At 68.9% G+C, this 25,129-nt stretch carries 24 protein-coding genes and 1 pseudogene; 18 read left to right on the top strand and 7 right to left on the bottom strand.

Going from position 1 to position 25,129, the window contains the following annotated elements; translation table 11 throughout:
- Positions 1–15 precede the first annotated feature (15 nt).
- From CHC02_RS12430 to CHC02_RS12405, 6 genes are all read right to left on the bottom strand, one after another.
- Complete coding sequence (locus tag CHC02_RS12430; RefSeq protein ID WP_089391772.1) at positions 16–1,353, bottom strand: sensor histidine kinase; 1,338 nt, start codon at positions 1,351–1,353, stop codon at positions 16–18.
- A gap of 94 nt (positions 1,354–1,447) precedes the next feature.
- A complete protein-coding gene (locus CHC02_RS12425) occupies positions 1,448–1,906 on the bottom strand; it encodes a Spy/CpxP family protein refolding chaperone (protein WP_089391771.1) in 459 nt (152 codons plus the stop codon).
- A 140-nt stretch (positions 1,907–2,046) separates the two neighbouring features.
- Positions 2,047–2,724 (bottom strand): response regulator transcription factor, encoded by a 678-nt coding sequence (locus CHC02_RS12420; RefSeq protein WP_089391770.1) that lies wholly within the window; start codon positions 2,722–2,724, stop codon positions 2,047–2,049.
- A 14-nt stretch (positions 2,725–2,738) separates the two neighbouring features.
- Entirely contained in the window at positions 2,739–3,125 is a 387-nt protein-coding gene (locus tag CHC02_RS12415; protein ID WP_089391769.1) for an SH3 domain-containing protein, read from the bottom strand.
- A 119-nt stretch (positions 3,126–3,244) separates the two neighbouring features.
- The gene (locus CHC02_RS12410) at positions 3,245–3,544 is read right to left on the bottom strand and encodes a YciI family protein (RefSeq protein WP_009620898.1); all 300 of its coding nucleotides are present in this window, start codon (positions 3,542–3,544) and stop codon (positions 3,245–3,247) included.
- Between the two features lies 1 nt (position 3,545).
- Complete coding sequence (locus CHC02_RS12405) at positions 3,546–4,142, bottom strand: septation protein A (RefSeq protein WP_089391768.1); 597 nt, start codon at positions 4,140–4,142, stop codon at positions 3,546–3,548.
- 147 nt (positions 4,143–4,289) lie between these two features.
- Here CHC02_RS12405 and CHC02_RS12400 point away from each other — a divergent pair, with 147 nt between their 5' ends.
- The 8 genes from CHC02_RS12400 to CHC02_RS12365 all read left to right on the top strand — a co-directional run bounded on the left by CHC02_RS12400 (position 4,290) and on the right by CHC02_RS12365 (position 13,420).
- Positions 4,290–5,159, top strand: coding sequence for a PHP domain-containing protein (locus CHC02_RS12400; RefSeq protein ID WP_089391899.1), 870 nt, complete (start codon positions 4,290–4,292; stop codon positions 5,157–5,159).
- Entirely contained in the window at positions 5,156–5,785 is a 630-nt protein-coding gene (locus CHC02_RS12395) for an L-threonylcarbamoyladenylate synthase (protein ID WP_089391767.1), read from the top strand. The genes CHC02_RS12400 and CHC02_RS12395 overlap by 4 nt, the downstream gene beginning before the upstream one ends.
- Before the next feature lie 49 nt (positions 5,786–5,834).
- Positions 5,835–7,049, top strand: a complete 1,215-nt coding sequence (locus CHC02_RS12390; RefSeq protein ID WP_089391766.1) for a tryptophan--tRNA ligase — start codon at positions 5,835–5,837, stop codon at positions 7,047–7,049.
- 474 nt (positions 7,050–7,523) lie between these two features.
- Complete coding sequence (locus CHC02_RS12385; protein ID WP_244160868.1) at positions 7,524–8,372, top strand: segregation and condensation protein A; 849 nt, start codon at positions 7,524–7,526, stop codon at positions 8,370–8,372.
- Between the two features lie 83 nt (positions 8,373–8,455).
- Positions 8,456–9,445 carry an SMC-Scp complex subunit ScpB gene (gene scpB, locus CHC02_RS12380; protein ID WP_089391764.1) on the top strand — a complete coding sequence of 330 codons (990 nt, stop codon included), beginning with the start codon at positions 8,456–8,458 and terminating at the stop codon, positions 9,443–9,445.
- Between the two features lie 210 nt (positions 9,446–9,655).
- A complete protein-coding gene (bglX, locus tag CHC02_RS12375; protein WP_089391763.1) occupies positions 9,656–11,944 on the top strand; it encodes a beta-glucosidase BglX in 2,289 nt (762 codons plus the stop codon).
- Between the two features lie 147 nt (positions 11,945–12,091).
- Positions 12,092–12,274 carry a DUF1289 domain-containing protein gene (locus CHC02_RS12370; protein ID WP_089391762.1) on the top strand — a complete coding sequence of 61 codons (183 nt, stop codon included), beginning with the start codon at positions 12,092–12,094 and terminating at the stop codon, positions 12,272–12,274.
- A gap of 387 nt (positions 12,275–12,661) precedes the next feature.
- Complete coding sequence (locus CHC02_RS12365) at positions 12,662–13,420, top strand: carbonic anhydrase family protein (RefSeq protein WP_089391761.1); 759 nt, start codon at positions 12,662–12,664, stop codon at positions 13,418–13,420.
- Between the two features lie 51 nt (positions 13,421–13,471).
- On the opposite strand, the gene gap is transcribed toward CHC02_RS12365, so the two are convergent.
- Positions 13,472–14,476, bottom strand: a complete 1,005-nt coding sequence (gene gap / locus CHC02_RS12360) for a type I glyceraldehyde-3-phosphate dehydrogenase (protein ID WP_089391760.1) — start codon at positions 14,474–14,476, stop codon at positions 13,472–13,474.
- A gap of 128 nt (positions 14,477–14,604) precedes the next feature.
- On the opposite strand from gap, the gene edd reads away from it, so the two are divergent.
- From edd to CHC02_RS12310, 10 genes and pseudogenes are all read left to right on the top strand, one after another.
- The gene (gene edd / locus CHC02_RS12355) at positions 14,605–16,431 is read left to right on the top strand and encodes a phosphogluconate dehydratase (RefSeq protein WP_089391759.1); all 1,827 of its coding nucleotides are present in this window, start codon (positions 14,605–14,607) and stop codon (positions 16,429–16,431) included.
- Between the two features lie 67 nt (positions 16,432–16,498).
- The gene (locus CHC02_RS12350) at positions 16,499–17,497 is read left to right on the top strand and encodes a glucokinase (protein ID WP_089391758.1); all 999 of its coding nucleotides are present in this window, start codon (positions 16,499–16,501) and stop codon (positions 17,495–17,497) included.
- A gap of 42 nt (positions 17,498–17,539) precedes the next feature.
- Positions 17,540–18,274, top strand: a complete 735-nt coding sequence (locus CHC02_RS12345) for a response regulator (RefSeq protein ID WP_089391757.1) — start codon at positions 17,540–17,542, stop codon at positions 18,272–18,274.
- Positions 18,267–19,715, top strand: a complete 1,449-nt coding sequence (locus tag CHC02_RS12340; RefSeq protein WP_089391756.1) for an ATP-binding protein — start codon at positions 18,267–18,269, stop codon at positions 19,713–19,715. Before CHC02_RS12345 ends, CHC02_RS12340 begins: the two co-directional genes overlap by 8 nt.
- A 158-nt stretch (positions 19,716–19,873) precedes the next feature.
- On the top strand, positions 19,874–20,227 hold the full coding sequence (locus tag CHC02_RS12335; protein WP_089391755.1) for an endonuclease domain-containing protein: 354 nt from the start codon (positions 19,874–19,876) through the stop codon (positions 20,225–20,227).
- Between the two features lie 303 nt (positions 20,228–20,530).
- On the top strand, positions 20,531–21,790 hold the full coding sequence (locus CHC02_RS12330; protein ID WP_089391754.1) for an ABC transporter substrate-binding protein: 1,260 nt from the start codon (positions 20,531–20,533) through the stop codon (positions 21,788–21,790).
- Between the two features lie 102 nt (positions 21,791–21,892).
- A complete protein-coding gene (locus CHC02_RS12325) occupies positions 21,893–22,816 on the top strand; it encodes a carbohydrate ABC transporter permease (RefSeq protein ID WP_089391753.1) in 924 nt (307 codons plus the stop codon).
- The gene (locus CHC02_RS12320) at positions 22,809–23,654 is read left to right on the top strand and encodes a carbohydrate ABC transporter permease (protein ID WP_089391752.1); all 846 of its coding nucleotides are present in this window, start codon (positions 22,809–22,811) and stop codon (positions 23,652–23,654) included. Before CHC02_RS12325 ends, CHC02_RS12320 begins: the two co-directional genes overlap by 8 nt.
- Before the next feature lie 6 nt (positions 23,655–23,660).
- On the top strand, positions 23,661–24,815 hold the full coding sequence (locus CHC02_RS12315; protein WP_089391751.1) for an ABC transporter ATP-binding protein: 1,155 nt from the start codon (positions 23,661–23,663) through the stop codon (positions 24,813–24,815).
- Positions 24,816–24,851: 36 nt separating this feature from the next.
- A pseudogene (locus CHC02_RS12310) lies at positions 24,852–25,129 on the top strand (porin); the annotation flags it as partial.

The following is a 25,129-nucleotide window of genomic DNA, read 5'->3' as shown; positions in this document are numbered from 1 at the left end:
GATCGGGCTCCGGGGTCAGGCGGCGTGGCGCGCCAGCGGTATTTCCAGGGTGGCGACGAAACCGCCGTCGGGGTGATTGGCCAGGCGCAGGCGGCCGGCATGGCGCTCCACCGCGCGGCGGGCGATGGCCAGGCCCAGGCCGTGGCCGGGGCTGTCCTGGTTGGGGGCGCGGAAGAAGGGCTCGCCCAGTTGAGCCAGGTGCTCGGCGTCGGCCCCCGGGCCATGGTCGCGCACGCGCACGCGCAGCACCGCGCCGTCGCTGTCGGCATCCACCTCGAGCGGCTTGTCCGCCGGGTTGAAGCGCAGGGCGTTGCGCAGCAGGTTGTCCAGCGCCCGTTCGAGCATGTCGGGCCAGCCGTCCAGGGCCAGGCCGGTGGGCACCTTCAGCTGGATGTGCTGTTCCGGGGCGAGCAACTGGGCATCCTCGCGCAGGCGTTCGAGCAGCGGCAGCAGTTCGACGCGGCTGCTCGGCCCGGGCTCGGCGTCCAGGCGGGCGAGGGCGAGGATCTCGGCGATCAGCGCTTCCAGGCGGTCGCATTCCTGCTCCAGGCGCGGCCACATGCTGGCGCGCTGTTCGGGCGTGGCGCGCTCGGCCAGGGCCAGGGCGATGCGCAGGCGCGCCAGCGGCGAGCGCAGTTCGTGGGAGACGTCGCGCAGCAACTGGCGCTGGCTGCCGATCAGGCTTTGCAGGCGGGCGCCCATGCGGTTGAAGTCGCGGGCCAGCACGCCGAGTTCGTCGCCGCGGTGGGCCAGGCGGGCCAGGCTGTCCTGCTGGTAGGCGGTCTGCCCGAGGTCGTGCACGGCGCGGCGCAGGCGGTTGAGCGGGCGGGTGATGGAGAGGGTCACCAGCAGGCTGAAGATGGTCAGCACCACCAGGGCGATGCCCAGCGCGCTGAGCGGCCACAGCAGGCTGCCGCGGTGCCAGGCTTCCAGCGCGCCGTGGGGAATGCGGTAGATGAACAGGTAGGTGTGGTCGCTCTCCGTGCTGGTGTATTCCTGGCTGAGCTGGCGCCAGGGGAAGCGCGGCAGGTTGCGGCGGTCGAAGCCTTCCTGGTTGCGCCGCGGCGGGCGCGGCAGGTAGGTGCCGTCGACCAGGCGCTGGCCGCTTTCGTCGAGCACCTGCACCGACAGGTCGTAGTCGCGGCGGCGTTGCTCCAGCAGTTGCTGGGCGGCGGCGGGGCCCTGGTTCTCGTAGAGCTGGGTCCACTGCTTGGCGAGATCGTGCATGCCGGGGTAGCGGGCGATGATCCAGGTGTCCTGGTTCAGCGCGCGGCCGAGCAGGATGGACAGGCCGGCGACCAGCAGCAGGGCGAGCCAGAAGGCGGCGAGGATTCGCCAGAAGAGCGAGCGCATGGTCTTTCGGTTCAGTCGCATGTCCGTTTCGGGTCAGGGGCGCGGGCACGGCGAGGCGCCGGGGGTGAGCCCGGCGCCCGCGTGGCTGGCGCTATCAGTTGGTCTTGCCATCCTTCTGCGCTTTCCATTGCTGGAACTCGGTCCATTCGGCCTTGCGCTGCTCGCGCTCTTTCTTCAGCTCGTCGAACTTCTTCTGCTGTTCGGGCGTCAGCAGCGCGCGGATGTCCTGCTGGGTCTTGTCGTGACTGGCCTTCAGCTCGTCCTGCATGGCCTTGCGGTCGGCCGCCGGCAGCTTGCTCAGGTACTTCTCGGTGATGTCGTGGCGGTTCTTCATCGAGTCGCCCATCAGCTTGCCGACCTGCTGGCGCTGCTCGGGGCTCAGGTTCAGGGCCTTGAAGGGGCCGTGCCAGCCGCCGCGCGGGCCGTGGCCGTCCTTCATGTGGTCGCCCATCATGTGCGGCGGCGGCGGGGTGTCGGTCGCGGCGGGGGTGGCGGCCATGGCCAGGGTCGGCAGGGTGGCGGCGAGCATCAGGGCGGTGAGGGTCTTGCGCATGAATATTCTCCTTTCGTGGACCGGTTTCTGAACCGGATGTGCCCAGTCTAGGGATGGCAAGGTCAAGGGCGGTCAGGGCCGGGTAAAGCTTCGGTAAAGATTGCGTCTACCGCTCTGGGACGGGGCTCCCGGCCTGCCGCTCAGGGCGCGTAGAAGTAACCGCGCCCGCGCAGGGCGAGGATCCGCGGGCGCCCGTCCGGGTGCGCGCCGAGCTTCTTGCGCAGGTTGCTCACGTGCATGTCCAGGCTGCGGTCGTAGAGGGTCAGCTTGCGGCCCAGGGCGATCTGCGCCAGGGCCTGCTTGTCCAGCGGCTCGCCCGGCTGGCGCAGCAGCGCCTCGAGGATGCGGCTCTCGGACAGCGTCAGGCTGACGTCCTGGCCGCCGATGCTGGCCACGCCGCGGGCCAGGTTCAGGCTCAGGTCGCCGAGGTCGACCTGGGCGCTGGGCTGGGCCGGGTGGCTGCGCCGCAGCACGGCGCGCAGGCGCGCGGTCAGCTCGCGCGGATCGCACGGCTTGGCCAGGTAGTCGTCGGCGCCCAGCTCCAGGCCGAGGATGCGGTCCAGCGGCTCGCCGCGGGCGGATAGCATCAGCACCGGCAGGTCGGGGTGCTCGCTGCGCAATTGCTTGAGCAGCTCCAGGCCGCTGCCGTCGGGCAGCATCACGTCCAGCACCACGGCGTCCGGCGTGCGGCTGGCCAGGGCGCTACGGGCCGCGCCGCCATCGTGGCTGGCACGCACGCTGAAGCCTTCCTGGGTCAGCCAGGTGCACAGCAGTTCGCACAGTTCACGGTCGTCGTCGATCAGCAGCAGCTCACTCATTGCTCGGGCTTCTTTCAGTTGATCCATTCACGCCGCCGGCGGCGACGGCCGCGGCTCAGGGCGCCGAGGACGAAGGCGACGAGGGCGACGGCGCCCCCGGTCGCGAACCAGGTCTGCTCGTCGCTGAGCAGGCGTGGCGGTTGTTGGGCCTGCAGCTCGCGCAGTTGCAGCTTCAGGCGCTGGTTTTCCTGGCGCAGGCGGCCCACCACGGCGCTTTCCGCCCCCTGCAGCTGGGCGGCGAGGTCGGCGCGCAGCTTCTCGCTCTCGTCCAGGCGCTGTTGCAGCTGGGCGAGGTCGTCGCTGGCCGGGGTGGCGCCGGGGGTGGCGGTGGGCTCCTCGCCGAGGGCGGCGAGCGGCAGGCTCAGGCAGAACAGCAGGGGCAGCAGATGACGTCGGGACATCGGAACTCCTTGTACGCTGATGAGCCGCCGGGCACCGCGGTCCGGGCGCTGTCCGGTCGCGGGGCCGGGCCTTGAGCACCTGGCCGTGCGGCGCCGTCCGTGCGCCGCCGCTTGCCGGTCTACGGCAGGACTTTCTTGAACGGCTTGACCACGACCTCGGCATAGACGCCGGCGGCGCGGTACGGGTCGGCATCGGCCCAGGCCTGGGCGGCGGCCAGCGACTCGAACTCGGCGACGATCAGGCTGCCGGTGAAGCCGGCAGCGCCCGGGTCGGGGCTGTCGATCGCCGGGTGCGGCCCGGCCAGGACCAGGCGGCCCTCGTCCTTCAACAGCTCGAGGCGGGCCAGGTGCGCCGGGCGCGCGGCCAGGCGGCGTTCTTGGGAGGCGGTGATGTCGCGGGCGATGATTGCGTAGAGCATGTCAGTCCTTGGGCTTTTCGCCGGTTGGGGCGTCGTGCATGTGGCGGGCCAGGAACACGCCCTGGCCGATCAGGAAGAGCAGGGTCATGCCCAGGCTGCCGAAGACCTTGAAGTCCACCCAGAAACGCTCGAAGGTGAAGGCGACGAACAGCTGGATGCAGCCGCAGAACACGAAGAACAGCACCCAGGCCAGGTTCAGGCGCTGCCAGATCGGCTCCGGCAGCTGCACGGCGTGGCCCATGATGCGCTGGATCAGCGGCCGGCGGTCGCCCACCAGGGTGCTGCCGAGGAAGCCCAGGGCGAACAGCCAGTTCACCACCGGCGCCTTCCACTTGAGGAAGGTCTCGCTGTGGAACGCCAGGGTCATGCCGCCGAACACCAGGCAGGCGGCCAGGGTCAGCCACTGGCCCTTGTCCAGCTTGCGCTGCTTGAGCAGCAGGGCGCCGTAGACCACCACCGAGGAGGCGATCAGCACCGCGGTGGCGCTGTAGATGCCGCCCAGGCTGAAGGAGTGTCCGGCGAGTTCGACCGTGCGCGGGTCCAGCTTGTAGACGATGAAGAACAGGATGAGGGGGATGAAATCGATGAATTGCTTCATTACGGCAGCCAGAGCCCAGTTGTGGCGGCATAATACCAACCTGCGGAAGAACTGAAATAGTCACCCGTCTCGTGCCGTTGCGCCGGCTTGCCGTGAATCGCCGCCGCGCAGCGTCTATACAGAAGTAAAACCCGTCCCGGTATGCCCATGCGTGTCGACCTGCATTGCCATAGCACCGCCTCCGACGGCCAACTGCCGCCCGCCGCCGTGGTGGCCCGCGCGCACCAGCGCGGCGTGCGCCTGCTCGCCCTGAGCGACCACGACACCCTGGAGGGTCTGCCCGAGGCGCGCGCCGCCGCCGAGGCGCTGGGGGTGACCCTGGTCAACGGCGTGGAACTGTCCTGCACCTGGGGCGGGGCGACCATCCACGTCCTGGGTTATGCCTTCGACAGCGACGCCGAGCCGCTGGTTCGCGCCCTCGACGCGCTGCACCGCGGGCGCTGGGCGCGCGCCGAGGAGATCGGCCGGCGCCTGGAGGCCAAGGGCATGCCCGGCGCCTTCGAGGGCGCGCGGGCCATCCAGCGCGAGCTGGGCGACAGCGGCAACGCCCCGGCGCGGCCGCACTTCGCCGAGTTCCTGGTGCGCGCCGGCCATGTCGCCGAGCGCGCCGAGGCCTTCCGCAAGTGGCTGGGCGCCGGCAAGCTGGGCGACGTCAAGCAGCACTGGCCGAGCCTGGCCGAGGCGGTCGGCACCCTGCGCGCGGCCGGCGCCTGGGTCAGCCTGGCGCACCCCTACCAGTACGATTTCACCCGCACCAAGCGGCGCAAGCTGATCGCCGACTTCATCGACGCCGGCGGCCACGCCATCGAAGTGGTCAACGGCCTGCAGCCGGCCGAGCAGGTCGGCGTGCTGAGCATCCTGGCCCGCGAATTCGGCCTGCTGGTCAGCGCCGGCAGCGATTTCCACGGCCCCAGCGACTGGTCGGAGCTGGGCCTGTACCGGCCCGTGCCGGACGACCTTCCGCCCTTGTGGACGCGCTTCGCCGGCGCCGCACGGGCCCTCGAGGAGATTTCATGAGTCAGTTCTTCCAGGTCCACCCGGAAAACCCCCAGCCGCGGCTGATCAAGCAGGCGGTGGAAATCGTCCGCCAGGGCGGGGTGATCGCCTATCCCACCGACTCCTCCTACGCCCTGGGCTGCCGCCTGGGCGAGAAGGGCGCGGTGGAGCGCATCCGCCGGCTGCGCAAGCTCGACGACAAGCACAACTTCACCCTGGTGTGCCGCGACCTGTCCGAGCTGGGCCTGTACGCCAAGGTCGACACCCGCCTGTTCCGCCTGCTCAAGGCCCACACGCCCGGGCCCTACACCTTCATCCTCGACGCCACCCGCGAGGTGCCGCGCATGCTGCTGCACCCCAAGCGCCGCACCATCGGCCTGCGCGTGCCGGCCTGCCCGATCGCCCAGGCGCTGCTGCAGGAACTGGGCGAGCCGCTGATGAGCGTGAGCCTGATCCTGCCCGGCGAGAGCGAGCCGCTGAGCGACCCCTATGAAATGCGCAGTGCGCTGGAGCACCAGGTGGACCTGGTGCTGGACGGCGGCCACGGCGGCGTCGAGGCTTCCACCGTGATCAACCTCACCGGCGAGGAGCCGGAGGTGGTGCGCGTCGGTTGCGGCGACCCGGCCCCCTTCGAGGCCTACGCCTGAAACGCGCCTCCATACTGCCGCCCTTGACTGTCCGTCCGAGGTCCCGCGCTTGAGCAAGGTCGAATCCCAGCGCCGTGTGCTGTCCGGCATGCGTCCCACCGGGCGCCTGCACCTGGGCCACCTGCACGGCGTGCTGCGGAACTGGGCGCGTCTGCAGCACGAGTACGAATGCTTCTTCTCCATCGTCGACTGGCACGCCCTGACCACCGAGTACGACGACGTCGGGCAGATCCGCCAGCATGTCCGCGACATGGCCGTGGACTGGCTGGCGGTGGGCGTCAGCCCCAGCGCCGCGACCCTGTTCATCCAGTCCCAGGTGCCCGAGCACGCCGAGTTGCACCTGCTGCTGTCGATGATCTGCCCGCTGCCCTGGCTGGAGCGGGTGCCGACCTACAAGGAGCTGCAGGAAAAGCTCGGCCACAAGGACCTGTCGACCTACGGCTTCCTCGGCTACCCGCTGCTGCAGGCGGCGGACATCCTGGTCTACCGCGCCGGGCTGGTGCCGGTGGGCTCGGACCAGCTGGCCCACGTCGAGTTCGCCCGCGAGGTGGCGCGGCGCTTCAACCACCTGTACGGCGGCGAGGTGGACTTCGAGGACAAGGCCCAGGCCGCCGTCACGCGCCTGGGCAAGAAGGCCTCCAGGCTCTACAACAGCCTGCGCAAGGCCTGGCAGGAACAGGGCGACGAGGATGCCCTGGAAACCGCGCGGGCGCTGCTCAAGGAGCAGCAGAACCTGACCCTCGGCGACCGCGAGCGGCTGCTCGGCTACCTGGAAGGCAACAGCCGGGTGCTGCTGCCCGAGCCGCAGACGCTGGTCGGCAGCAGCGTGCGCATGCCCGGGCTGGACGGGCAGAAGATGTCCAGGTCCCACGACAACACCATCGGCCTGCGCGAGAGCCCGGCGGAGGTGGAGGAGAAGATCGCGCGCATGCCCACCGACCCGGCGCGGGTGCGGCGCAACGACCCGGGCGACCCGCAGCGCTGCCCGGTGTGGCAGTGGCACCTGATCTACTCCGACGACGCCTGCCGCCAGTGGGTGCAGGAAGGCTGCCGCAGCGCCGGCATCGGCTGCCTGGACTGCAAGCGCCCGCTGATCGAGTCGATCAACCAGGAACTGGCGCCGATCCGCGAGCGCGCCCAGGACTACGAGGACAACCCCGAGCTGGTGCGCAGCATCCTCGCCGAGGGCGCCGAACACGCCCGCGAGGCGGCGCGGGAGACCCTGGTGGAAGTGCGCCAGGCCATGGGGCTGGTGTACCGCTAGGTTGCCCGGCATTGCGGACAAACCCTGCGTTGCAGGCGAGCATGGCTTTTCGTAGGAGCGAGCTTACTCGCGAACAAACGCGGTGCCATGCGGTTCGCGAGCAAGCTCGCTCCTACAGGGGAATGGCGTGGGTGGTTCCGGCTATCGCGGACAAGGTCCGCTCCGGGGGAGGAATACCGTGCCGCCCGGCAGACCGTAGGAGCGGACTCCGTCCGCGATTCGCGCGCAGGGCGCGCTCCTACAGGGATATCGCGGGTGGGCGCCTTTCCGTCCAATTCCCTCACCATCGCCGGTGAAAAGCAGGGATAATGCCGCCTTGAGCCCGCCCCGCCCGACGAGAGGCCGATGAGCGACCTGAACGAGCCGCAAACCCCTCCCAGCCCCGCCGAGTACCGCGAACCGGTGCAGCTGGCGCTCGTCTATGGCGAGGCGGTCACCGAGCTGCCCCAGGACCTGTACATCCCGCCGGACGCCCTGGAGGTCTTCCTCGAAGCCTTCGAGGGCCCGCTCGACCTGCTGCTGTACCTGATCCGCAAGCAGAACATCGACGTCCTCGACATCCCGGTGGCGGAAATCACCCGCCAGTACATGAGCTACGTCGAGTTGATGAAGTCGGTGCGCCTGGAACTGGCCGCCGAATACCTGGTGATGGCCGCCATGCTCGCCGAGATCAAGTCGCGCATGCTGCTGCCGCGCTCGGCCGAGGCCGAGGAGGACGAGGAAGACCCGCGCGCCGAGCTGATCCGCCGCCTGCAGGAATACGAACGCTTCAAGCAGGCCGCCGAGGACCTCGACAACCTGCCGCGCCAGGGCCGCGACTACGTGGTGCCGACGGTGGCGGCGCCGGAGGCCAAGGCGCGCAAGCTGCTGCCCCAGGTGGACATGCAGGAGCTGATGCTGTGCATGGCCGAGGTGCTGCGCCGCGCCGACCTGTTCGAGAGCCACCAGGTGACCCGCGAGATGCTCTCCACCCGCGAGCGCATGAGCGAGATCCTCGAACGCCTGAAGGACGCCGGTTTCGTGCCCTTCATCGAGCTGTTCCGCATCGAGGAGGGCCGCCTGGGCGTGGTGGTGACTTTCATGGCTGTGCTGGAGCTGGTCAAGGAGCAACTGGTGGAGCTGGTGCAGAACCAGGCCTTCGCGCCCATCCACGTGCGCGCCCGGATCGAGGCGGAGGAGGGCGCGGCGCCGGTCGAGGTGCTGGAAGAGGGCGACGAGGGCGTCTTCGAGCCGGTCGAGGCGCCGGCGCCGGAGCCGACCTTCGAGGAGGGCGGTTTCGACGAGACGGCGGGCGCCGAGGACTTCGACGAAGAGCCGCTCTGAGCCGCCGGCGTTGCCCTGGCGCCGCGCATTGAGTAGTTTTCCCGCCAGACCGGCGATTCCCGCAACCCGAACCGAGCGACCCGATGAACCTCTCCGACCCCCACGAACTGGCGACCCTGCTCGAAGGCATCCTGCTGGCCTCGGGCCGGCCGCTGTCGCTGGAGCGCCTGGGCGAGCTGTTCGAGGAGGCCGAGCGCCCGGAGCCGCAGCAACTGCGCGATGCCCTGGCGATCCTGACGCTGTCCTGCGCCGGGCGTGCCTTCGAACTCAAGGAAGTGGCCACCGGCTACCGCCTGCAGATCCGCGAGCCGCTCTCGCCCTGGGTCGGCCGGCTGTGGGAGGAGCGCCCGCAGCGCTATTCCCGCGCGCTGCTGGAAACCCTGGCGCTGATCGCCTACCGCCAGCCCATCACCCGCGGCGAGATCGAGGAAATCCGCGGCGTGGCGGTGAACACCCAGATCATCAAGACGCTGATGGAGCGCGAGTGGATCCGCATCGTCGGCTACCGCGAGGTGCCGGGGCGCCCGGCGATGCTCGCCACCACCCGCGCCTTCCTCGACTACTTCAACCTCAAGAGCCTGGAAGAGCTGCCGCCGCTGGCCGAGCTGCGCGAGATGGAGGCCGAGCCGGAGGACGTGCAACTGGTGCCGGTCAACCTGCCCAGCCCGATCCTCGACGAGGACTACGTGCCGGCGTCGATCCAGGCCCTGGCCGACCAGGCGCTGCGCGAAGCCGGCGAAGAGCCGGAAGCCGCGCCGCCGGAGGAGAAGCCCGAGGAAACCAGCTTCCGCAGCCTGCTGGCCGAGCTGGACGAGATGGAGCAGGGGCTGAAGACCGACTTCGACGACCTGATCGAACCGCCGCCGGTCGCCGAAGACGAGGCTGCGAACGACCAGGAGGAGGCCGAAGAAGCCTTGCCGACAGCGCCCGACGATGCCGTCGAGGCAGCCCCGGAACCCGCCGCAGAGCCCGCCGTGCCGGCGCCCGAGGCCGAGGAATACGACGAGGAGCGCGCCCTGGCCGAGGCCATGCGCGAGGAACTCGAGGCCATGGCCAGGGAACGCGACCCCTGATCCGCGCGTCCGAAAGTCGGGGCAGCGCCCCTGAAAGCGTTCAACCGTTGACTTCCGCCGCGCGCGGGACGACCTTATGTGCCGCGCCGCACGGGCGCCGGTGGTAGCACCTGGGGGAACCGCCGGAATCGGCCCGTGCATGGCAGTCATCGAATCTTCCAACATTCAACAGTCGACCGGCGCCCCGGCCCGAGCGGCTGAGTGCGCACAATGAGAAAAACCCAACTCTGCCTCGGCCTGCTGCTGGGGCTGAACAGCATTTCCCTGCTCGCCGCCGAGGGGCCGGCGGTTCCGCTGCCGGGGCAGTCCAAGGACGCCTTCATCAGCCAACTGATGCAGCAGATGACGCAGGAAGAGAAGATCGGCCAGCTGCGCCTGGTCAGCGTCGGCCCCGACCATCCCAAGCCGGTGCTGCTGGAAGAGATCAAGGCCGGCACCACCGGCGCCATCTTCAACACCGTGGTCCGCCCCGGCATCCGCGACCTGCAGGACGCGGCCATGCGCAGCCGCCTGAAGATCCCGCTGTTCTTCGCCTATGACGTGGTCCACGGCCACCGCACCGTGTTCCCCATCGGCCTGGGCCTGGCTTCCAGTTGGGACCTGGACGCCATCGCCAGCAGCGCGCGCATCGCCGCCCTGGAGGCCAGCGCCGACGGCCTCAACCTGACCTACTCGCCCACCGTCGACATCGCCCGCGACCCGCGCTGGGGCCGCATGTCCGAAGGCTTCGGCGAGGACACCTACCTGGTCAGCCGCATCGCCGAGACCGTGGTCCGCGCCTACCAGGGCAAGGGCCTGGACCAGCCGGGCACCATCATGGCCGGGGTCAAGCACTTCGCCCTGTACGGCGCGGGCGAGGGCGGCCGCGACTACAACACCGTGGACATGAGCCTGCCGCGCATGTTCCAGGACTACCTGCCGCCGTACCGCGCGGCCATCGACGCCGGCGCCGGCGCGGTGATGGTGTCGCTGAACAGCGTCAACGGCGTGCCGGCCACCGCCAACAAGTGGCTGCTGCAGGACGTGCTGCGCAAGCAGTGGGGCTACAAGGGCGTGCTGCTCAGCGACCATGGCGCGGTCATGGAGCTGATCAAGCACGGCGTCGCCGGCGAGCCGCGCGAGGCCGCGCGCCTGGCGATGACCGCGGGCGTCGAGATGAACATGAACGACGACCTCTACGGCAAGGAACTGCCGGTGCTGCTCAAGGCCGGCGCCATCACCCAGGCCGACATCGACCGCGCCTGCCGCGACGTGCTGGCGGCCAAGTGGGACATGGGCCTGTTCAAGGACCCGTACCGCTACCTGCAGGGCGCCGACCCGGTCGACACCGACGCCGAGAGCCGCCTGCACCGCGCCGAGGCCCGCGAGGTGGCGCGCCGCGGCATGGTGCTGCTGAAGAACCAGGGCGACGTGCTGCCGCTCAAGCGCAGCGGCACCATCGCCCTGATCGGCCCGCTGGCCGACAGCAAGCGCGACGTGATGGGCAGCTGGTCCGCCGCCGGCAAGGCCTTCCAGGCGGTGACCCTGCTCGAGGGCATGGGCCATGCCACCCGCGGCAAGGCCGCGCTGCTCTACGCCAAGGGCGCCAACGTCACCAACGACGAAGAGATCATCAAGTACCTCAACGAGTACAACGAGGACGTGAAGATCGACCCGCGCAGCCCGCAGGAGATGATCGACGAGGCGGTGGCCAAGGCGAAGCAGGCCGACGTGATAGTGGCGGCGGTCGGCGAGGCCCAGGGCATGGCCCACGAGGCGTCGAGCAAGACCAACCTGCACATCGCCCAGAGCCAGTACGACCTGCTCAAGGCGCTGAAGGCCACCGGCAAGCCGCTGGTGCTGGTGCTGATGAACGGCCGCCCGCTGGACCTGCGCTGGGAAGCCGCGAATGCCGACGCGGTGCTGGAGACCTGGTTCAGCGGCACCGAGGGCGGCAACGCCATCGCCGACGTGCTGTTCGGCGACTACAACCCCTCGGGCAAGCTGCCGATGACCTTCCCGCGCTCGGTGGGGCAGATCCCGATCTACTACAACCACCTCAACACCGGCCGCCCGTTCGACCACGAGCACCCGAACAAGTACACCTCGCGCTACTTCGACTCGCAGAACGGCCCGCTGTACCCCTTCGGCTACGGCCTGAGCTACACCCGCTTCAGCGTTTCCGACGTGCAACTGTCCAGCACCAGGCTGCACAAGGGCGACACCCTCAAGGCGCGGGTGACGGTGAAGAACACCGGCAAGCGCGCCGGCGAGACCGTGGTGCAGCTGTACCTGCGCGACGAGGTGGCCTCCATCAGCCGCCCGGTCAAGGAGCTCAAGGGCTTCCGCAAGGTCATGCTGCAGCCGGGCGAGTCGAGGGTGGTGGAATTCCCGATCCGCGAGGAAGACCTGCGCTTCTACGACAGCAACCTGCGCTACGCCTCGGAGCCGGGCGAGTTCAAGGTGATGATCGGCCTGGACTCGGATGACGTGAAGGAAAGCCAGTTCACCCTGCTCTGAGCCGGCATTCCGCCCACGGCATCGCCCCGATTGGCCCGGCCAATCGGGGCGATGCCTTTTCTGCGTTGGACCTTTCGTCGCCTGTGCCTTCAAGTAGGCCCGGCGCACCGCCATGGTGGAGGTGTGCCAGGCGCATCGGGAGGCCATGTGAAAGATCCCTGCATCAAGGTCTGCGAGTTCGACGACGGCATCTGCCGCGGCTGCGGGCGCAGCCGCGCCGAGGTCAAGGCCTGGAAGAAGCTGGACAAGCCCGAACGCCAGGCCGTGCTGGCCGAGGCCGACATGCGCCTGCTGGTGCTGGAGGCGCGGGGCCGGCGCAAGTTCCGTTAGGCCAATCGCGGACGGAGTCCGCTCCTACGGCCGTGCTTCCCCGGCACCATTCGTTTGCGATTCGCGCCCATCGTAGGGCGCATAACCGTTCGCGGTTATCCGCCGTGGGCCGCGCCACCGGGGCGTCCGGCGTGGGCGGTGGGTCCAATCGCGGACGGAGTCCTACCCCACCACCGCTGCCCCATCTGTAGGAGCGCGCCCTGCGCGCGATTCGCGGGCAGGGCCCGCTCCTACATCCGTGCTTCCTGGAGCCGTAGGCGTTATGCGCACTACGAATGGGATGCAGTTGGGAAGCCTCCGACGGCTTTCGCGGATTCCGGGGTCTTCTGGGCGGCCTGGCGTCGTCGTTAAGTGGTGCCACTTCCAACGACGTCCAAGGTGATCTCCATGAAAGACCCCTGCCATTGCGTGCATTGCAGCCCCGACAACCCCCGGCGCAGGTCGCTGCTCAAGGGCGGTGCCGGGCTCGCGGCCCTCGGCCTGGCCGGCGCCGCCGGCTGGCTGGGCGCGCCGGGCCAGGCCTACGCTGCCGCCCTGGGCAAGGCCGAGCGCGATGCCCTGACGCCCGACCAGGTCATCGAGCGCCTGCGCCAGGGCAACCAGCGCTTCCGCAGCGGCGAGACGCTGCGGCATGACTACCTGGCGCAGAAGCGCGCCAGCCGCGACGGCCAGTACCCGGCGGCGGTGATCCTCAGCTGCATCGACTCCCGCGCGCCGGCGGAAATCCTCTTCGACCTCGGCATCGCCGACACCTTCAACGCCCGGGTGGCCGGCAACGTGGTCAACGACGACCTGCTCGGCAGCCTGGAGTTCTCCTGCGCGGTGGCCGGCGCCAAGCTGGTGCTGGTCATGGGCCATACCGGCTGCGGGGCGATCAAGGGCGCCATCGACGGGGCGCGGCTGGGGCACCTGAGCGGCCTGCTGAAGAAGCTCGAACCGGCGGTGGCGGCCACCGAGTACGGCGGCGAGCGCAGCGCGAAGGATGCCGGGTTCGTCGATGCCGTGGCGCGCACCCACGTGCGCCTGGGGTTGGAACGCATCCGCCAGGGCAGCCCGGTGCTGGCCAAACTGGAGCAGGAAGGGCGGATCAAGCTGGCCGGAGCGCTCTACCACCTGAGCGGCGGCGAGGTGGAGTTCTTCGCCTGAGCCCCGTGGCGGCAGGGTGCAAGGCCCTGCCGCCTATATCGCCGGCCTGCTTCAGGCCGGCGCGCGCCACAGCGCCAGGGCGTTGTCCAGCATGCGGTTGGAGAAGCCCCATTCGTTGTCGTACCAGGCCATCACCTTCAGCAGCCGGCCGCTGACCTTGGTGTGGTTGGCGTCGAAGATGGCCGAGCGCGGGTCGTGGTTGAAGTCCACCGACACCAGCGGCTGGCTGTTGTAGCCGAGGATGCGCGAGCCCTGGCTGGCTATCCTGAACAACTGGTTGACCTCCTCGACCGTGGTGTCGCGGGCGACCTGCAGGGTCAGGTCCACCAGCGAGACGTTGATCACCGGCACCCGCACCGCCAGGCCCGTGAGCTTGCCGGCCAGCTCCGGCAGTACCAGGCCCACCGCCTCGGCGGCGCCGGTGCGGGTGGGGATCATCGACTGGGTGGCCGAGCGGGCGCGGTAGACATCGCCGTGGTACACGTCGGACAGGCTCTGGTCGTTGGTGTAGGCGTGTATGGTGGTCATCAGGCCCTGCTCGATGCCCAGCTCGCGGTGCAGCACCTGGGCCACCGGGGCCAGGCAGTTGGTGGTGCAGGAGGCGTTGGAGATGACCTGGTGCGAGGCGCGCAGCAGCTCGTGGTTGACGCCATGGACGATGGTGGCGTCGACGCCGGCCCCTGGCGCCGAAATGATCACCTTGCGCGCCCCGGCAGCCAGGTGCGCGGCGGCCTTGTCGCGCTGGGTGAAATGTCCGCTGCACTCCAGGACGATATCGACGTCCAAACCTTTCCAGGGCAACTGCGCCGGGTCGCGCAGGGCGGTGACGGCGATGCGGTCGCCGTTCACCGTGAGGCTGTCGTCGTCGTGCTCGACCTGCCCGGGGAAGCGCCCGTGGACGCTGTCGTACTGCAGCAGGTGGGCGTTGATGGCGGCGTCGCCGAGGTCGTTGATGGCCACCACTTCGAGCTGTTGGCGGTAGTCGGCAGTATAAAGGGCGCGGAGGACGGTGCGGCCGATGCGGCCGAACCCGTTGATCGCCAGGCGAATGGTCATGGAGGTCGTCTCTTTTGTGTTTTTGTGGTAAAAACCATTAAATTTTTTCGTCAAACAAAAGTAAATATCCTTTAACCGATGATTATGTTGTAAAAACAACAATCGTTAGTCTGCAGGAGAATGCTGCCATGCACCCGCGCGTGCTCGAAGTCACCCGTCGCATCCAGGAACGCAGCGCCGCCACCCGCCAGCGCTACCTCGCCATGGTCAAGGCCGCCGCCACCAAGGGCCCGCATCGTGGCACGCTGCCCTGCGGCAACCTGGCCCACGGCGTGGCCGCTTGCGGCGAGCACGACAAGCAGGCCCTGCGCCTGATGAACCAGGCCAACGTCGGCATCGTCTCTGCCTATAACGATATGCTCTCGGCGCACCAGCCGCTGGAGCGCTTCCCGGCGCTGATCAAGGACGCGCTGCGCGAGATCGGCTCGGTGGGCCAGTTCGCCGGCGGCGTGCCGGCCATGTGCGATGGCGTGACCCAGGGCGAGCCGGGCATGGAACTGTCCCTGGCCAGCCGCGACGTGATCGCCATGGGCACCGCCATCGCCCTGTCCCACAACATGTTCGACGCCGCGCTGTGCCTGGGCGTGTGCGACAAGATCGTCCCCGGCCTGCTGATCGGCGCGCTGCGCTTCGGCCACCTGCCGGTGGTGTTCGTCCCCGCCGGGCCCATGCCCACCGGCATCTCCAACAAGCAGAAGGCCGCGGTGCGCCAGCTCTACGCCGAAGGCAAGGCCACCCGCGACGAACTGCTGGCCTCGGAGATGGCCTCCTACCACGCGCCGGGCACCTGCACCTTCTACGGCACCGCCAACACCAACCAACTGCTGGTGGAAGTGATGGGCCTGCACCTGCCGGGCGCTTCCTTCATCAACCCGAACACCCCGCTGCGCGACGAGCTGACCCGCGAGGCCGCGCGCCAGGCCAGCCGCCTGGCCCCGGAGAATGGCCAGTACGTGCCCATGGCCGAGGTCATCGACGAGCGCGCCATCGTCAACTCGGTGGTGGCCCTGCTGGCCACCGGCGGTTCCACCAACCACACCCTGCACCTGCTGGCCATCGCCCAGGCCGCCGGCATCCAGCTGACCTGGCAGGACATGGCCGAGCTGTCGGAAGTGGTGCCGCTGCTGGCGCGCATCTACCCCAATGGCCAGGCCGACATCAACCACTTCCAGGCCGCCGGCGGCATGTCCTTCCTGATCCGCCAGCTGCTCGACGGCGGGCTGCTCCACGAAGACGTGCAGACCGTGGTCGGCAAGGGCCTGCGCCGCTACCTGCAGGAGCCCTTCCTCGACGGTGGCAAGCTGGTCTGGCGCGAAGGCCCGGCCGACAGCCTGGACGAGGACATCCTGCGCCCGCTGTCGCGCCCGTTCTCCGCCGAGGGCGGCCTGCGCCTGATGGAGGGCAACCTCGGCCGCGGCGTGATGAAGGTCTCCGCGGTGGCCCCCGAGCACCAGGTGGTCGAGGCGCCGGTACGCATCTTCCACGACCAGGCCAGCCTGGCCGCGGCCTTCAAGGCCGGCGAGCTGGAGCGCGACCTGGTCGCCGTGGTGCGCTTCCAGGGCCCGCGCTTCAACGGCATGCCCGAGCTGCACAAGCTCACGCCCTTCCTGGGCGTGCTGCAGGACCGTGGCTTCAAGGTGGCGCTGGTCACCGACGGGCGCATGTCCGGCGCCTCCGGCAAGGTGCCGGCGGCCATCCACCTGTCCCCGGAAGCCAGTGCCGGCGGCCCGCTGGCGCGCCTGCGCGACGGCGACCTGGTGCGGGTGGACGGCACCACCGGCGAGCTGCGCGTGCTGGTCGATGCCGCCGAGTGGCAGGCCCGCCCGCTGGCGCCGCTGCCCGAGGACGACGGCAGCGGCATGGGCCGCGAGCTGTTCGCCTTCATGCGCCAGTCGTTCAGTTCCGCGGAGCAGGGCGCCTGCGCCTTCACCGCCGAGCTGGAGCGCTTGCGGTAGGGGCCATGCTTGGCGGAGCATTCGCCTCCTGGAGTCCGCTCAAACCTTTCAGCTGCCCGAGCTTGCGATGAATTCCAACAATAAACCCCAAGCACCGGCCGGCATCGCGCTGGTCGGCGACATCGGCGGGACCAACGCCCGCTTCGCCCTCTGGCGCGAGCAGCGCCTGGAGGCCATCGAAGTGCTGGCCTGCGCCGACTACCCGCGCCCGGAAGACGCCGTGCGCGAATACCTGCAGCGCGTCGGCCAGCCGCTCGGCGCCATCCACAGCGTCTGCCTGGCCTGCGCCGGCCCGGTGGGCGAGGCGGACTTCCGCTTCACCAACAACCATTGGGTCATCAGGCGCGACGCCTTCCGCGCCGAGCTGGGCCTGAGCCACCTGCTGCTGGTCAACGACTTCAGCACCATGGCCTGGGCCGCCTCGCGCCTGGGTGACGAGGACCTGGTGCAGGTGCGCGCCGGCGAGGCCCTGCCGGGCCGCGCCAAGCTGATCATCGGCCCCGGCACCGGCCTGGGCGTCGGCAGCCTGGTGCCGACGCCCGGTGGCGGCTGGGACGTGCTGCCCTGCGAGGGTGGCCACGTCGACCTGCCGGTGACCGGCGAGCGCGACTTCGCCATCTGGCAGCAACTGCGCGAGAAGTACGGCCACGTTTCGGCCGAGCGCGCTCTCTCCGGCAGCGGCCTGGAAAACATCTACCAGGCCAGCTGCAAGGTCGACGGCATCGAGCCGCTGGCGCTGTCCGCGGCGCAGATCGGCGAGCGCGCCCTGGCCGGCGACGCTTACTGCGACGCGGTGCTGGAGCATTTCTTCGTGTGGCTGGCGCGGGTCGCCGGCAACGCGGTGATGACGGTTGGCGCCCTGGGCGGCGTGTACATCACCGGCGGGATAGTCCCGCGCTTCCTCGAACGCTTTCAGCGCAGCGGCTTCGCCGACGCCTTCTGCGCCCGCGGCAAGACCAGCGGCCCCTACCTGAGCCGCGTGCCGGTGTGGGTGATGACCGCCAGCCACCCGGGCCTGTTCGGCGCCGGCGTGGCCCTGGAGCAGGCGCTGCTGGCAAAAGCCTGAACGAGCAACGGCAACAACCAGAACAACGACAAGGGATGCCCCGTGAACGCACCCGCCAAATCCATCCTGCTGGTGGATGACGACCAGGAAATCCGCGAGCTGCTGGAGGCCTACCTGAGCCGCGCCGGCTTCCAGGTGCGCAGCGCCGCCGACGGCACGGCCTTCCGCCAGGCGCTGCTGGAGGAGGAGGCCGCCCTGGCGATCCTCGACGTGATGCTGCCCGACGAGGACGGTTTCAGCCTGTGCCGCTGGATCCGCTCGCACCAGCGCTTGGCCTGCATGCCGGTGATCATGCTCACCGCCAGCTCCGACGAGGCCGACCGGGTGATCGGCCTGGAACTGGGCGCCGACGACTACCTGGGCAAGCCCTTCAGCCCGCGCGAGCTGCTGGCGCGGATCAAGGCCCTGCTGCGCCGCGCGCAGTTCACCCAGGTGCGCGGCGGCGAGGTGCTGGCCTTCGACGACTGGCGCCTGGACACGGTCAGCCACCGGCTGTTCCACGAGGACGGCGAGGAGTTCTTCCTCAGCGGCGCCGACTTCGCCCTGCTCAAGCTGTTCCTCGACCACCCGCAACAGATCCTCGACCGCGACACCATCGGCAACGCCACCCGCGGCCGCGAGGTCGGGCCGCTGGAGCGCATCGTCGACATGGCGGTGAGCCGCCTGCGCCAGCGCCTGCGCGACACCGGCAAGGCGCCGCGGCTGATCCAGACCGTGCGCGGCAGCGGCTACCTGCTGGCGGCCCAGGTCCGCCCGCATCGGCTGGGCAATGGCTGAACGGCGGCGCTGGTCGCTCGTCCCGCGCTCGCTGCTGGGGCGCATGCTGCTGCTGACGCTGCTGGCGATCCTCGTCGCCCAGGGCCTGTCCAGCCTGTTCTGGCTCTCGCACCTGCGCTCCAGCCAGCGCGAGGGCCTGCTCACCAGCTCGCGCAGCCTGGCCTATTCCATGGCCGCCAGCGTCAGCTACTTCCGCTCGCTGCCCATCGGCTACCGCCCGCTGGTGCTGGACCAGCTGCGCAGCATGGGCGGCACGCGCTTCTTCGTCTCGCTCAACGAGCGCCCGCTGCAGATGCAGAGCCTGCCGGACACGCCGAACAAACAGGCGGTGCTGGATATCGTCAGCGACGTGCTGCACCAGAGGCTGGGCAGGGACGTGGAGCTGGAGGTGGAATTCGTCGCCCCGGACGACCTGCGCCTGTTCAACAGCCAGTTGAAGCTGGAGGAGTTGCCGCGCTCCTGGGCCCACTACGCGCTGACCCTGGAGCCGGTGAACCCGCCGGTGCTGGTGACGCAGATCCGCATCGGCGAGAACGAATGGCTCTACATCGCCAGCCTGATGCCGGCCCCCTACGTCAGCCTGGAACCCGAGGCGCTGCAGCCGCAGCAGATCCTTTCCATCGGCCTGACCAGCCTGTTGCTGCTGCTGTTCGCCGGCCTGCTGGTGCACCAGCAGAGCCGCCCGCTGAAACGCCTGGCCCGCGCCGCCCGCGAAGTGGCCCTGGGCAGCCCGGCGGCGCCGCTGGAAGAGCGCGGCGCCCGCGAGCTGGTGGAGGTCAGCCGCGCCTTCAACACCATGCGCGAGAGCATCGACCGCTACCTCAGCGAGCGCGGCCAGCTGTTCAGCGCCATCTCCCACGACCTGCGCACCCCCATCACCCGCCTGCGCCTGCGCGTCGAACTGCTGGAAGACGAGCCGCAGCGCGCCAAGCTGAACCAGGACCTCGACGAGCTTGAACTGCTGGTCAAGGGCGCCCTGCAGTGCGTGAAGGACACCGACATCCACGAGAACATCGAGCCGGTGGACATCAACCAGTTGCTGCAGCACGTCGCCGGCCCCTACCTGGCGGACGGCCGCGTGAAGCTGGTAGGGGAGGCGGGCGAACCCTATCCCGGCAAGCCCCTGGCCCTGCGCCGCTGCATCGGCAACCTGCTGGACAACGCCCTGAAGTACGGCCAGCGCGCGCAACTGCACGTCGAGGACGGCACCGAAGCGCTGCTCGTGCACGTCGACGACGAGGGCCCCGGGGTGCCGGAACAGCGCCTGGAACAGGTGTTCGAACCGCGGGTGCGCTTGTCGCAGCGGGGGCAGGGGTATGGGCTGGGTTTGGGCATCGCGAGGAATATCGCGCATACCCATGGCGGGGAGGTGAGTCTGCGGAACAGGCGGGAAGGGGGGCTGCGGGTGACGTTGCGTTTACCTAGGCTGGTTGTCGAGTAAGGAGTGTTCTTCCATTCGACTCCGATGTTGCCGGCGTACTCCGTAATCGCATCCTGCAGAGGACAGCCCCCTCTCCCTTCAGGGAGAGGGCTGGGGAGAGGGGCTCTTCAACCCGAGCTTAGTAACTTCCCTGATCTCACAAGAAAAGGAGATCAAGGATGTCCCCCTCATACCTAGACTTCTCCCGCCAACTCCGCAAGGACCAGACCGACGCTGAACGCGCCCTGTGGCAACGACTCCGTGCCTACCGCTTCATGGGCCTGAAATTCAGGCGCCAGAAAGTCATAGGCCACTACATCGTCGATTTCGTCTGCCTTGAACACATGCTGGTTATCGAACTCGACGGCAGCCAGCACTTGGGCTCTGCTTCCGACCTGGAGCGAGACGCTTGGCTCTGCACCAGGGGTTTCCAGGTGCTACGGTTCTGGAACCATGACGTGCTGTTGAGGATGGATTCGGTGCTCGAGGCGATACGCCTGGCGCTCGATTCGAGTCCGCAGCCCTCTCCCTGAAGGGAGAGGGGGCTTGTCCTGAGCGGCGACAGGTCAAGAGTCATCCTCAAACCAAATACCGCCGGCTAACTCCATGATGCCGCCTGACACCGAACGGCTCCCTCTCCCGCTTGCGGGAGAGGGCTGGGGAGAGGGGCTCTTGGCTCTTCAACCCTCACACCACAACCCCGACAAGGACCCCCAATGTCACCACCTCGTGACAATCCAAGATCGCTTCGTTACCCGGAGCAGGAAATGCCTTGGATAGACTCGGACTACCGCAAGCGCAGACTTGCCCCGAATAACAAGAACAGGTCTTCCTCCATGAATGCGCTCCGCCGCCTTTCCGTCGCTGTCTGTCTCTCTTCCTTCTGTCTCTCCCCCCTGGCCCACGCCGGCGAGGTCGAAGTCCTGCACTGGTGGACTTCCCCCGGCGAAGCGCGCGCCGCGGAAACCCTGAAGAAGCTGGTCCAGGCCAAGGGACACACCTGGAAGGATTTCGCCGTCGCCGGTGGCGGTGGCGAGGCCGCCATGACCGTGCTGAAGACCCGCGCCGTGTCCGGCAACCCGCCGGCCGCCGCGCAGATCAAGGGGCCGGACATCCAGGAGTGGGGCCAGCTCGGCCTGCTCGCCGACCTCAACCAGGTCGCCGCCGAGGGCAAGTGGGACCAGTTGCTGCCGCCGCAGGTGGCGCAGGTCATGAAGTACCAGGGCGACTACGTCGCCGTGCCGGTCAACGTGCACCGGGTGAACTGGCTGTACATCAACCCGGACGTGTTCAAGAAGGCCGGCGCCACCCCACCGACCACCCTCGACGAATTCTTCGCCGCCGCCGACAAGCTCAAGGCCGCCGGCTTCGTGGCCCTGGCCCATGGCAGCCAGCCCTGGCAGGACGGCACCCTGTTCGAGAACCTGGTGCTCAGCAAGATGGGCCCCGAAGGCTACCGCAAGGCCTTCGTCGAGCAGGACAAGGCGACCCTCACCGGGCCGCAGATGGTCGAGGTGTTCACCGCGCTGAAGAAACTGCGCGGCTACATCGACGCCGACGCCGCCGGCCGCGAGTGGAACGTCGCCACCAGCATGGTCATCAACGGCAAGGCCGGCATGCAGATCATGGGCGACTGGGCCAAGAGCGAGTTCACCGCCGCCAGCAAGGTCGCCGGCAAGGACTACCAGTGCCTGCCGTTCCCCGGCACGCAGAAGGACTTCGACTACAACATCGACTCCCTGGTGATGTTCAAACTGAGCAACGCCGAGAACCGCAAGGCCCAGGAGGACCTGGCCCGCGCGGTGCTCGACCCGGCGTTCCAGAAGGACTTCAACCTGGCCAAGGGCTCCATCCCGGTGCGCCTGGACGCCGACATGGCGCCCTTCGACGCCTGCGCCCAGCAGTCGATGAAGGACTTCAAGGCGGCTTCCGCGGCCGGCACCCTGGTGCCGAGCATGGCTCACAGCATGGCCGCCTCCAGCTACGTGCAGGGCGCCATCTTCGACGTGGTGACCAACTTCTTCAACGACGCCTCCGCGGACCCGCAGAAGGCTGCCCAGCAGCTCTACGCGGCGATCGAGGCGGCCGCGCAGTAAGCCGCGAGCGGCGCCTTTCGCCGGGCGCCGCCTGACTCCCAGCCGACCCACTCTGGAGCAGCCTGGCGCTCCGGGCGGCTCCACTCGCACTCGAGAAACCCCATGGCGACCTCAACTCCGACCCTGAATCCGGCAGCCCCGCGCGCCTCGCTGCTCGACGGCCTGCAGCGCTGGCTGCCGAAACTGGTGCTGGCCCCGAGCATGCTCGTGGTGCTGGTCTGCGTGTACGGCTACATCGGCTGGACGCTGCTGCTGTCCTTCAGCAACTCGCGCTTCATGCCCAGCTACGGCTGGGCGGGGCTCAGCCAGTACCTGCGCCTGTGGGACAACGACCGCTGGTGGGTGGCGAGCCGCAACCTGCTGCTGTTCGGCGGCCTGTTCATCGCCATCTGCCTGGTGCTCGGCGTGTTCCTCGCCGTGCTGCTGGACCAGCGCATCCGCCGCGAGGGCTTCATCCGCACCGTCTACCTGTACCCCATGGCGCTGTCGATGATCGTCACCGGCACCGCCTGGAAGTGGCTGCTCAACCCCGGCCTGGGCCTGGACAAGCTGCTGCGCGACTGGGGCTGGACGGGCTTCCGCTTCGACTGGCTGGTGGACCCGGACCGCGTGGTCTACTGCCTGGTGATCGCCGCCGTGTGGCAGGCCTCGGGCTTCGTCATGGCGCTGTTCCTCGCCGGCCTGCGCGGCGTCGACCCGGCCATCGTGCGGGCCGCCCAGGTGGACGGCGCGAGCCTGCCGACCATCTACCTGCGCATCGTCCTGCCGAGCCTGCGCCCGGTGTTCTTCAGCGCGCTGATGATCCTCGCGCACATCGCCATCAAGAGCTTCGACCTGGTCGCCGCGATGACCGCCGGCGGCCCCGGCTATTCCTCCGACCTGCCGGCGATGTTCATGTACGCCCACACCTTCACCCGCGGCCAGATGGGCCTGGGCGCGGCCAGCGCGATGCTGATGCTCGGCGCCGTGCTGGCCATAGTCGTGCCCTACCTGTATTCCGAACTGCGAGGCAAGCGCCATGCGTGACGCGACCTTCAGGCCGAGGTTCAGCCTCGGCCGCCTGGCGGTCCACGCCACCCTCTGGGGCGCCGTGGCGCTGTACCTGATCCCGCTGCTGGTGATGCTGCTGACCAGCTTCAAGAGCCCCGAGGACATCCGCAACAGCAACCTGCTGGCGCTGCCGGAGGTGTTCACCCTGATCGGCTGGGTGAAGGCCTGGGGCGCGGTGGGCGACTTCTTCTGGAACTCGGTGAAGATCACGGTCCCCGGCGTGCTCATCTCCACCTTCATCGGCGCGCTGAACGGCTACGTGCTGTCGATGTGGCGCTTCCGCGGCTCGCAGCTGTTCTTCGGCGCCCTGCTGTTCGGCTGCTTCCTGCCGTTCCAGGTGATCCTCCTGCCGATGTCCTTCACCCTCGGCAAGCTCGGCCTGGCCAACACCACCACGGGCCTGGTGCTCGTCCACTGCATCTACGGCCTGGCCTTCACCACGCTGTTCTTCCGCAACTACTTCGTGGCCATCCCCGATGCCCTGGTGAAGGCCGCGCGGCTCGACGGCGCCGGCTTCTTCACCATCTTCACGCGCATCCTCATGCCAATGTCCACGCCCATCGTGATGGTCTGCCAGATCTGGCAGTTCACCCAGATCTGGAACGACTTCCTCTTCGGCGTGGTGTTCGCCAGCGGCGATGCCCAGCCGATCACTGTGGCGCTGAACAACCTGGTGAACATCAGCACCGGGGTCAAGGAATACAACGTCGACATGGCCGCGGCGATGATCGCCGCGCTGCCGACGCTGATCGTCTACGTACTGGCTGGAAAGTATTTCGTGCGCGGCCTGACCGCCGGCGCGGTCAAGGGGTAATCGGACATGGCAACACTCGAACTGCGCAACCTGCACAAGTCCTACGGCAGCGGCCTGGCGGACACCCTGAAGTCCATCGACCTGGCGATCGAGTCCGGCGAGTTCCTGATCCTGGTCGGCCCGTCCGGCTGCGGCAAGTCCACGCTGATGAACTGCATCGCCGGCTTGGAGGCCATCAGCGGCGGCGCCATCCTGGTGGACGGCCAGGACATCAGCGGCATGAGCCCGAAGGACCGCGACATCGCCATGGTGTTCCAGTCCTACGCGCTGTACCCGACCATGACGGTGCGCGAGAACATCGCCTTCGGCCTGAAGATCCGCAAGATGCCCCAGGCCGCCATCGACGAGGAGGTGGCGCGGGTCGCCAAGCTGCTGCAGATCGAGCACCTGCTGCAGCGCAAGCCCTCGCAGCTTTCCGGCGGCCAGCAGCAGCGGGTGGCCATGGGCCGGGCGCTGGCGCGGCGGCCGAAGATCTACCTGTTCGACGAGCCGCTGTCGAACCTCGACGCCAAGCTGCGCGTGGAGATGCGCACCGAGATCAAGCTGATGCACCAGCGGCTGAAGACCACCACGGTCTACGTCACCCACGACCAGATCGAGGCCATGACCCTCGGCGACAAGGTGGCGGTGATGAAGGACGGCATCGTCCAGCAGTTCGGCACCCCGCAGCAGATCTACAACGACCCGGCCAACCTGTTCGTCGCCAGCTTCATCGGCTCGCCGCCGATGAACTTCATCCCCCTGCGCGTGCAGCGCCAGGGCGGCCAACTGGTCGGCCTGCTGGACAGCGGCCAGGACCGCTGCGAACTGCCCCTGGCGCTGGACGCCGAAGGCGTCGAGGGCCGCGAGCTGATCCTCGGCGTGCGCCCGGAACAGATCGGCGTGGCCGAGACGGGCAACGGCCTGGTGGACGTGCGTGCCGAGGTCGAGGTGCTGGAGCCCACCGGCCCGGACACCCTGGCCTTCGTCACCCTCAACGGCGCCAAGGTCTGCTGCCGCCTGGCCCCGGACGCGGCGCCGGCCCTTGGCTCGACGCTGAAGCTGCGCCTGGATCCGGCGCGGGTACTGCTGTTCGACGCGCAGAGCGGCGAGCGCCTGCGCAAGGCGCCGGGCGGGGCGGGGGAGGCCAAGGTCACCCCGCTGGCCCGGCACAAGCACTGAACGCCGCAAGGCATTCCACCAACGAGGACGTCAGCAATGCATAAGAACAACAAGATCCGGCCCGCCCTGGGCTGCCTGCTCGCCCTGGGCGCCGTCGGCCTGAATGGCCTGGCCTGCGCCGACGAGGCCTTTTCCGCCGATTCGAAATGGGGCCTGGGGGACTGGGGCGGCACCCGCAGCGAGCTGCTGGAGAAGGGCTACGACTTCAAGCTGGACTACGTCGGCGAGGCCGCGGGCAACCTGCACGGCGGCTACGACGACGACAAGACCGCGCGCTACACCGACCAGTGGGCGCTGGGCACCCACCTGGACCT

This window comes from Pseudomonas delhiensis (assembly GCF_900187975.1).
Lineage (GTDB): Bacteria > Pseudomonadota > Gammaproteobacteria > Pseudomonadales > Pseudomonadaceae > Pseudomonas > Pseudomonas delhiensis.
Note: the sequence above shows the minus strand (reverse complement) of the source record. Positions and strands in the feature narration are given on the sequence as shown.

What these genes read in the sequence shown, in the direction of transcription:
- CHC02_RS12430 (WP_089391772.1), bottom strand. Translation starts at nt 1,353, where the DNA reads ATGCGCTCGCTCTTCTGGCGAATCCTCGCCGCCTTCTGGCTCGCCCTG.
- CHC02_RS12425 (WP_089391771.1), bottom strand. Translation starts at nt 1,906, where the DNA reads ATGCGCAAGACCCTCACCGCCCTGATGCTCGCCGCCACCCTGCCGACC.
- CHC02_RS12420 (WP_089391770.1), bottom strand. Translation starts at nt 2,724, where the DNA reads ATGAGTGAGCTGCTGCTGATCGACGACGACCGTGAACTGTGCGAACTG.
- CHC02_RS12415 (WP_089391769.1), bottom strand. Translation starts at nt 3,125, where the DNA reads ATGTCCCGACGTCATCTGCTGCCCCTGCTGTTCTGCCTGAGCCTGCCG.
- CHC02_RS12410 (WP_009620898.1), bottom strand. Translation starts at nt 3,544, where the DNA reads ATGCTCTACGCAATCATCGCCCGCGACATCACCGCCTCCCAAGAACGC.
- CHC02_RS12405 (WP_089391768.1), bottom strand. Translation starts at nt 4,142, where the DNA reads ATGAAGCAATTCATCGATTTCATCCCCCTCATCCTGTTCTTCATCGTC.
- CHC02_RS12400 (WP_089391899.1), top strand. Translation starts at nt 4,290, where the DNA reads ATGCGTGTCGACCTGCATTGCCATAGCACCGCCTCCGACGGCCAACTG.
- CHC02_RS12395 (WP_089391767.1), top strand. Translation starts at nt 5,156, where the DNA reads ATGAGTCAGTTCTTCCAGGTCCACCCGGAAAACCCCCAGCCGCGGCTG.
- scpB (WP_089391764.1), top strand. Translation starts at nt 8,456, where the DNA reads ATGAACCTCTCCGACCCCCACGAACTGGCGACCCTGCTCGAAGGCATC.
- bglX (WP_089391763.1), top strand. Translation starts at nt 9,656, where the DNA reads ATGAGAAAAACCCAACTCTGCCTCGGCCTGCTGCTGGGGCTGAACAGC.
- CHC02_RS12365 (WP_089391761.1), top strand. Translation starts at nt 12,662, where the DNA reads ATGAAAGACCCCTGCCATTGCGTGCATTGCAGCCCCGACAACCCCCGG.
- gap (WP_089391760.1), bottom strand. Translation starts at nt 14,476, where the DNA reads ATGACCATTCGCCTGGCGATCAACGGGTTCGGCCGCATCGGCCGCACC.
- edd (WP_089391759.1), top strand. Translation starts at nt 14,605, where the DNA reads ATGCACCCGCGCGTGCTCGAAGTCACCCGTCGCATCCAGGAACGCAGC.
- CHC02_RS12350 (WP_089391758.1), top strand. Translation starts at nt 16,499, where the DNA reads ATGAATTCCAACAATAAACCCCAAGCACCGGCCGGCATCGCGCTGGTC.
- CHC02_RS12340 (WP_089391756.1), top strand. Translation starts at nt 18,267, where the DNA reads ATGGCTGAACGGCGGCGCTGGTCGCTCGTCCCGCGCTCGCTGCTGGGG.
- CHC02_RS12335 (WP_089391755.1), top strand. Translation starts at nt 19,874, where the DNA reads ATGTCCCCCTCATACCTAGACTTCTCCCGCCAACTCCGCAAGGACCAG.
- CHC02_RS12330 (WP_089391754.1), top strand. Translation starts at nt 20,531, where the DNA reads ATGAATGCGCTCCGCCGCCTTTCCGTCGCTGTCTGTCTCTCTTCCTTC.
- CHC02_RS12325 (WP_089391753.1), top strand. Translation starts at nt 21,893, where the DNA reads ATGGCGACCTCAACTCCGACCCTGAATCCGGCAGCCCCGCGCGCCTCG.
- CHC02_RS12320 (WP_089391752.1), top strand. Translation starts at nt 22,809, where the DNA reads ATGCGTGACGCGACCTTCAGGCCGAGGTTCAGCCTCGGCCGCCTGGCG.
- CHC02_RS12315 (WP_089391751.1), top strand. Translation starts at nt 23,661, where the DNA reads ATGGCAACACTCGAACTGCGCAACCTGCACAAGTCCTACGGCAGCGGC.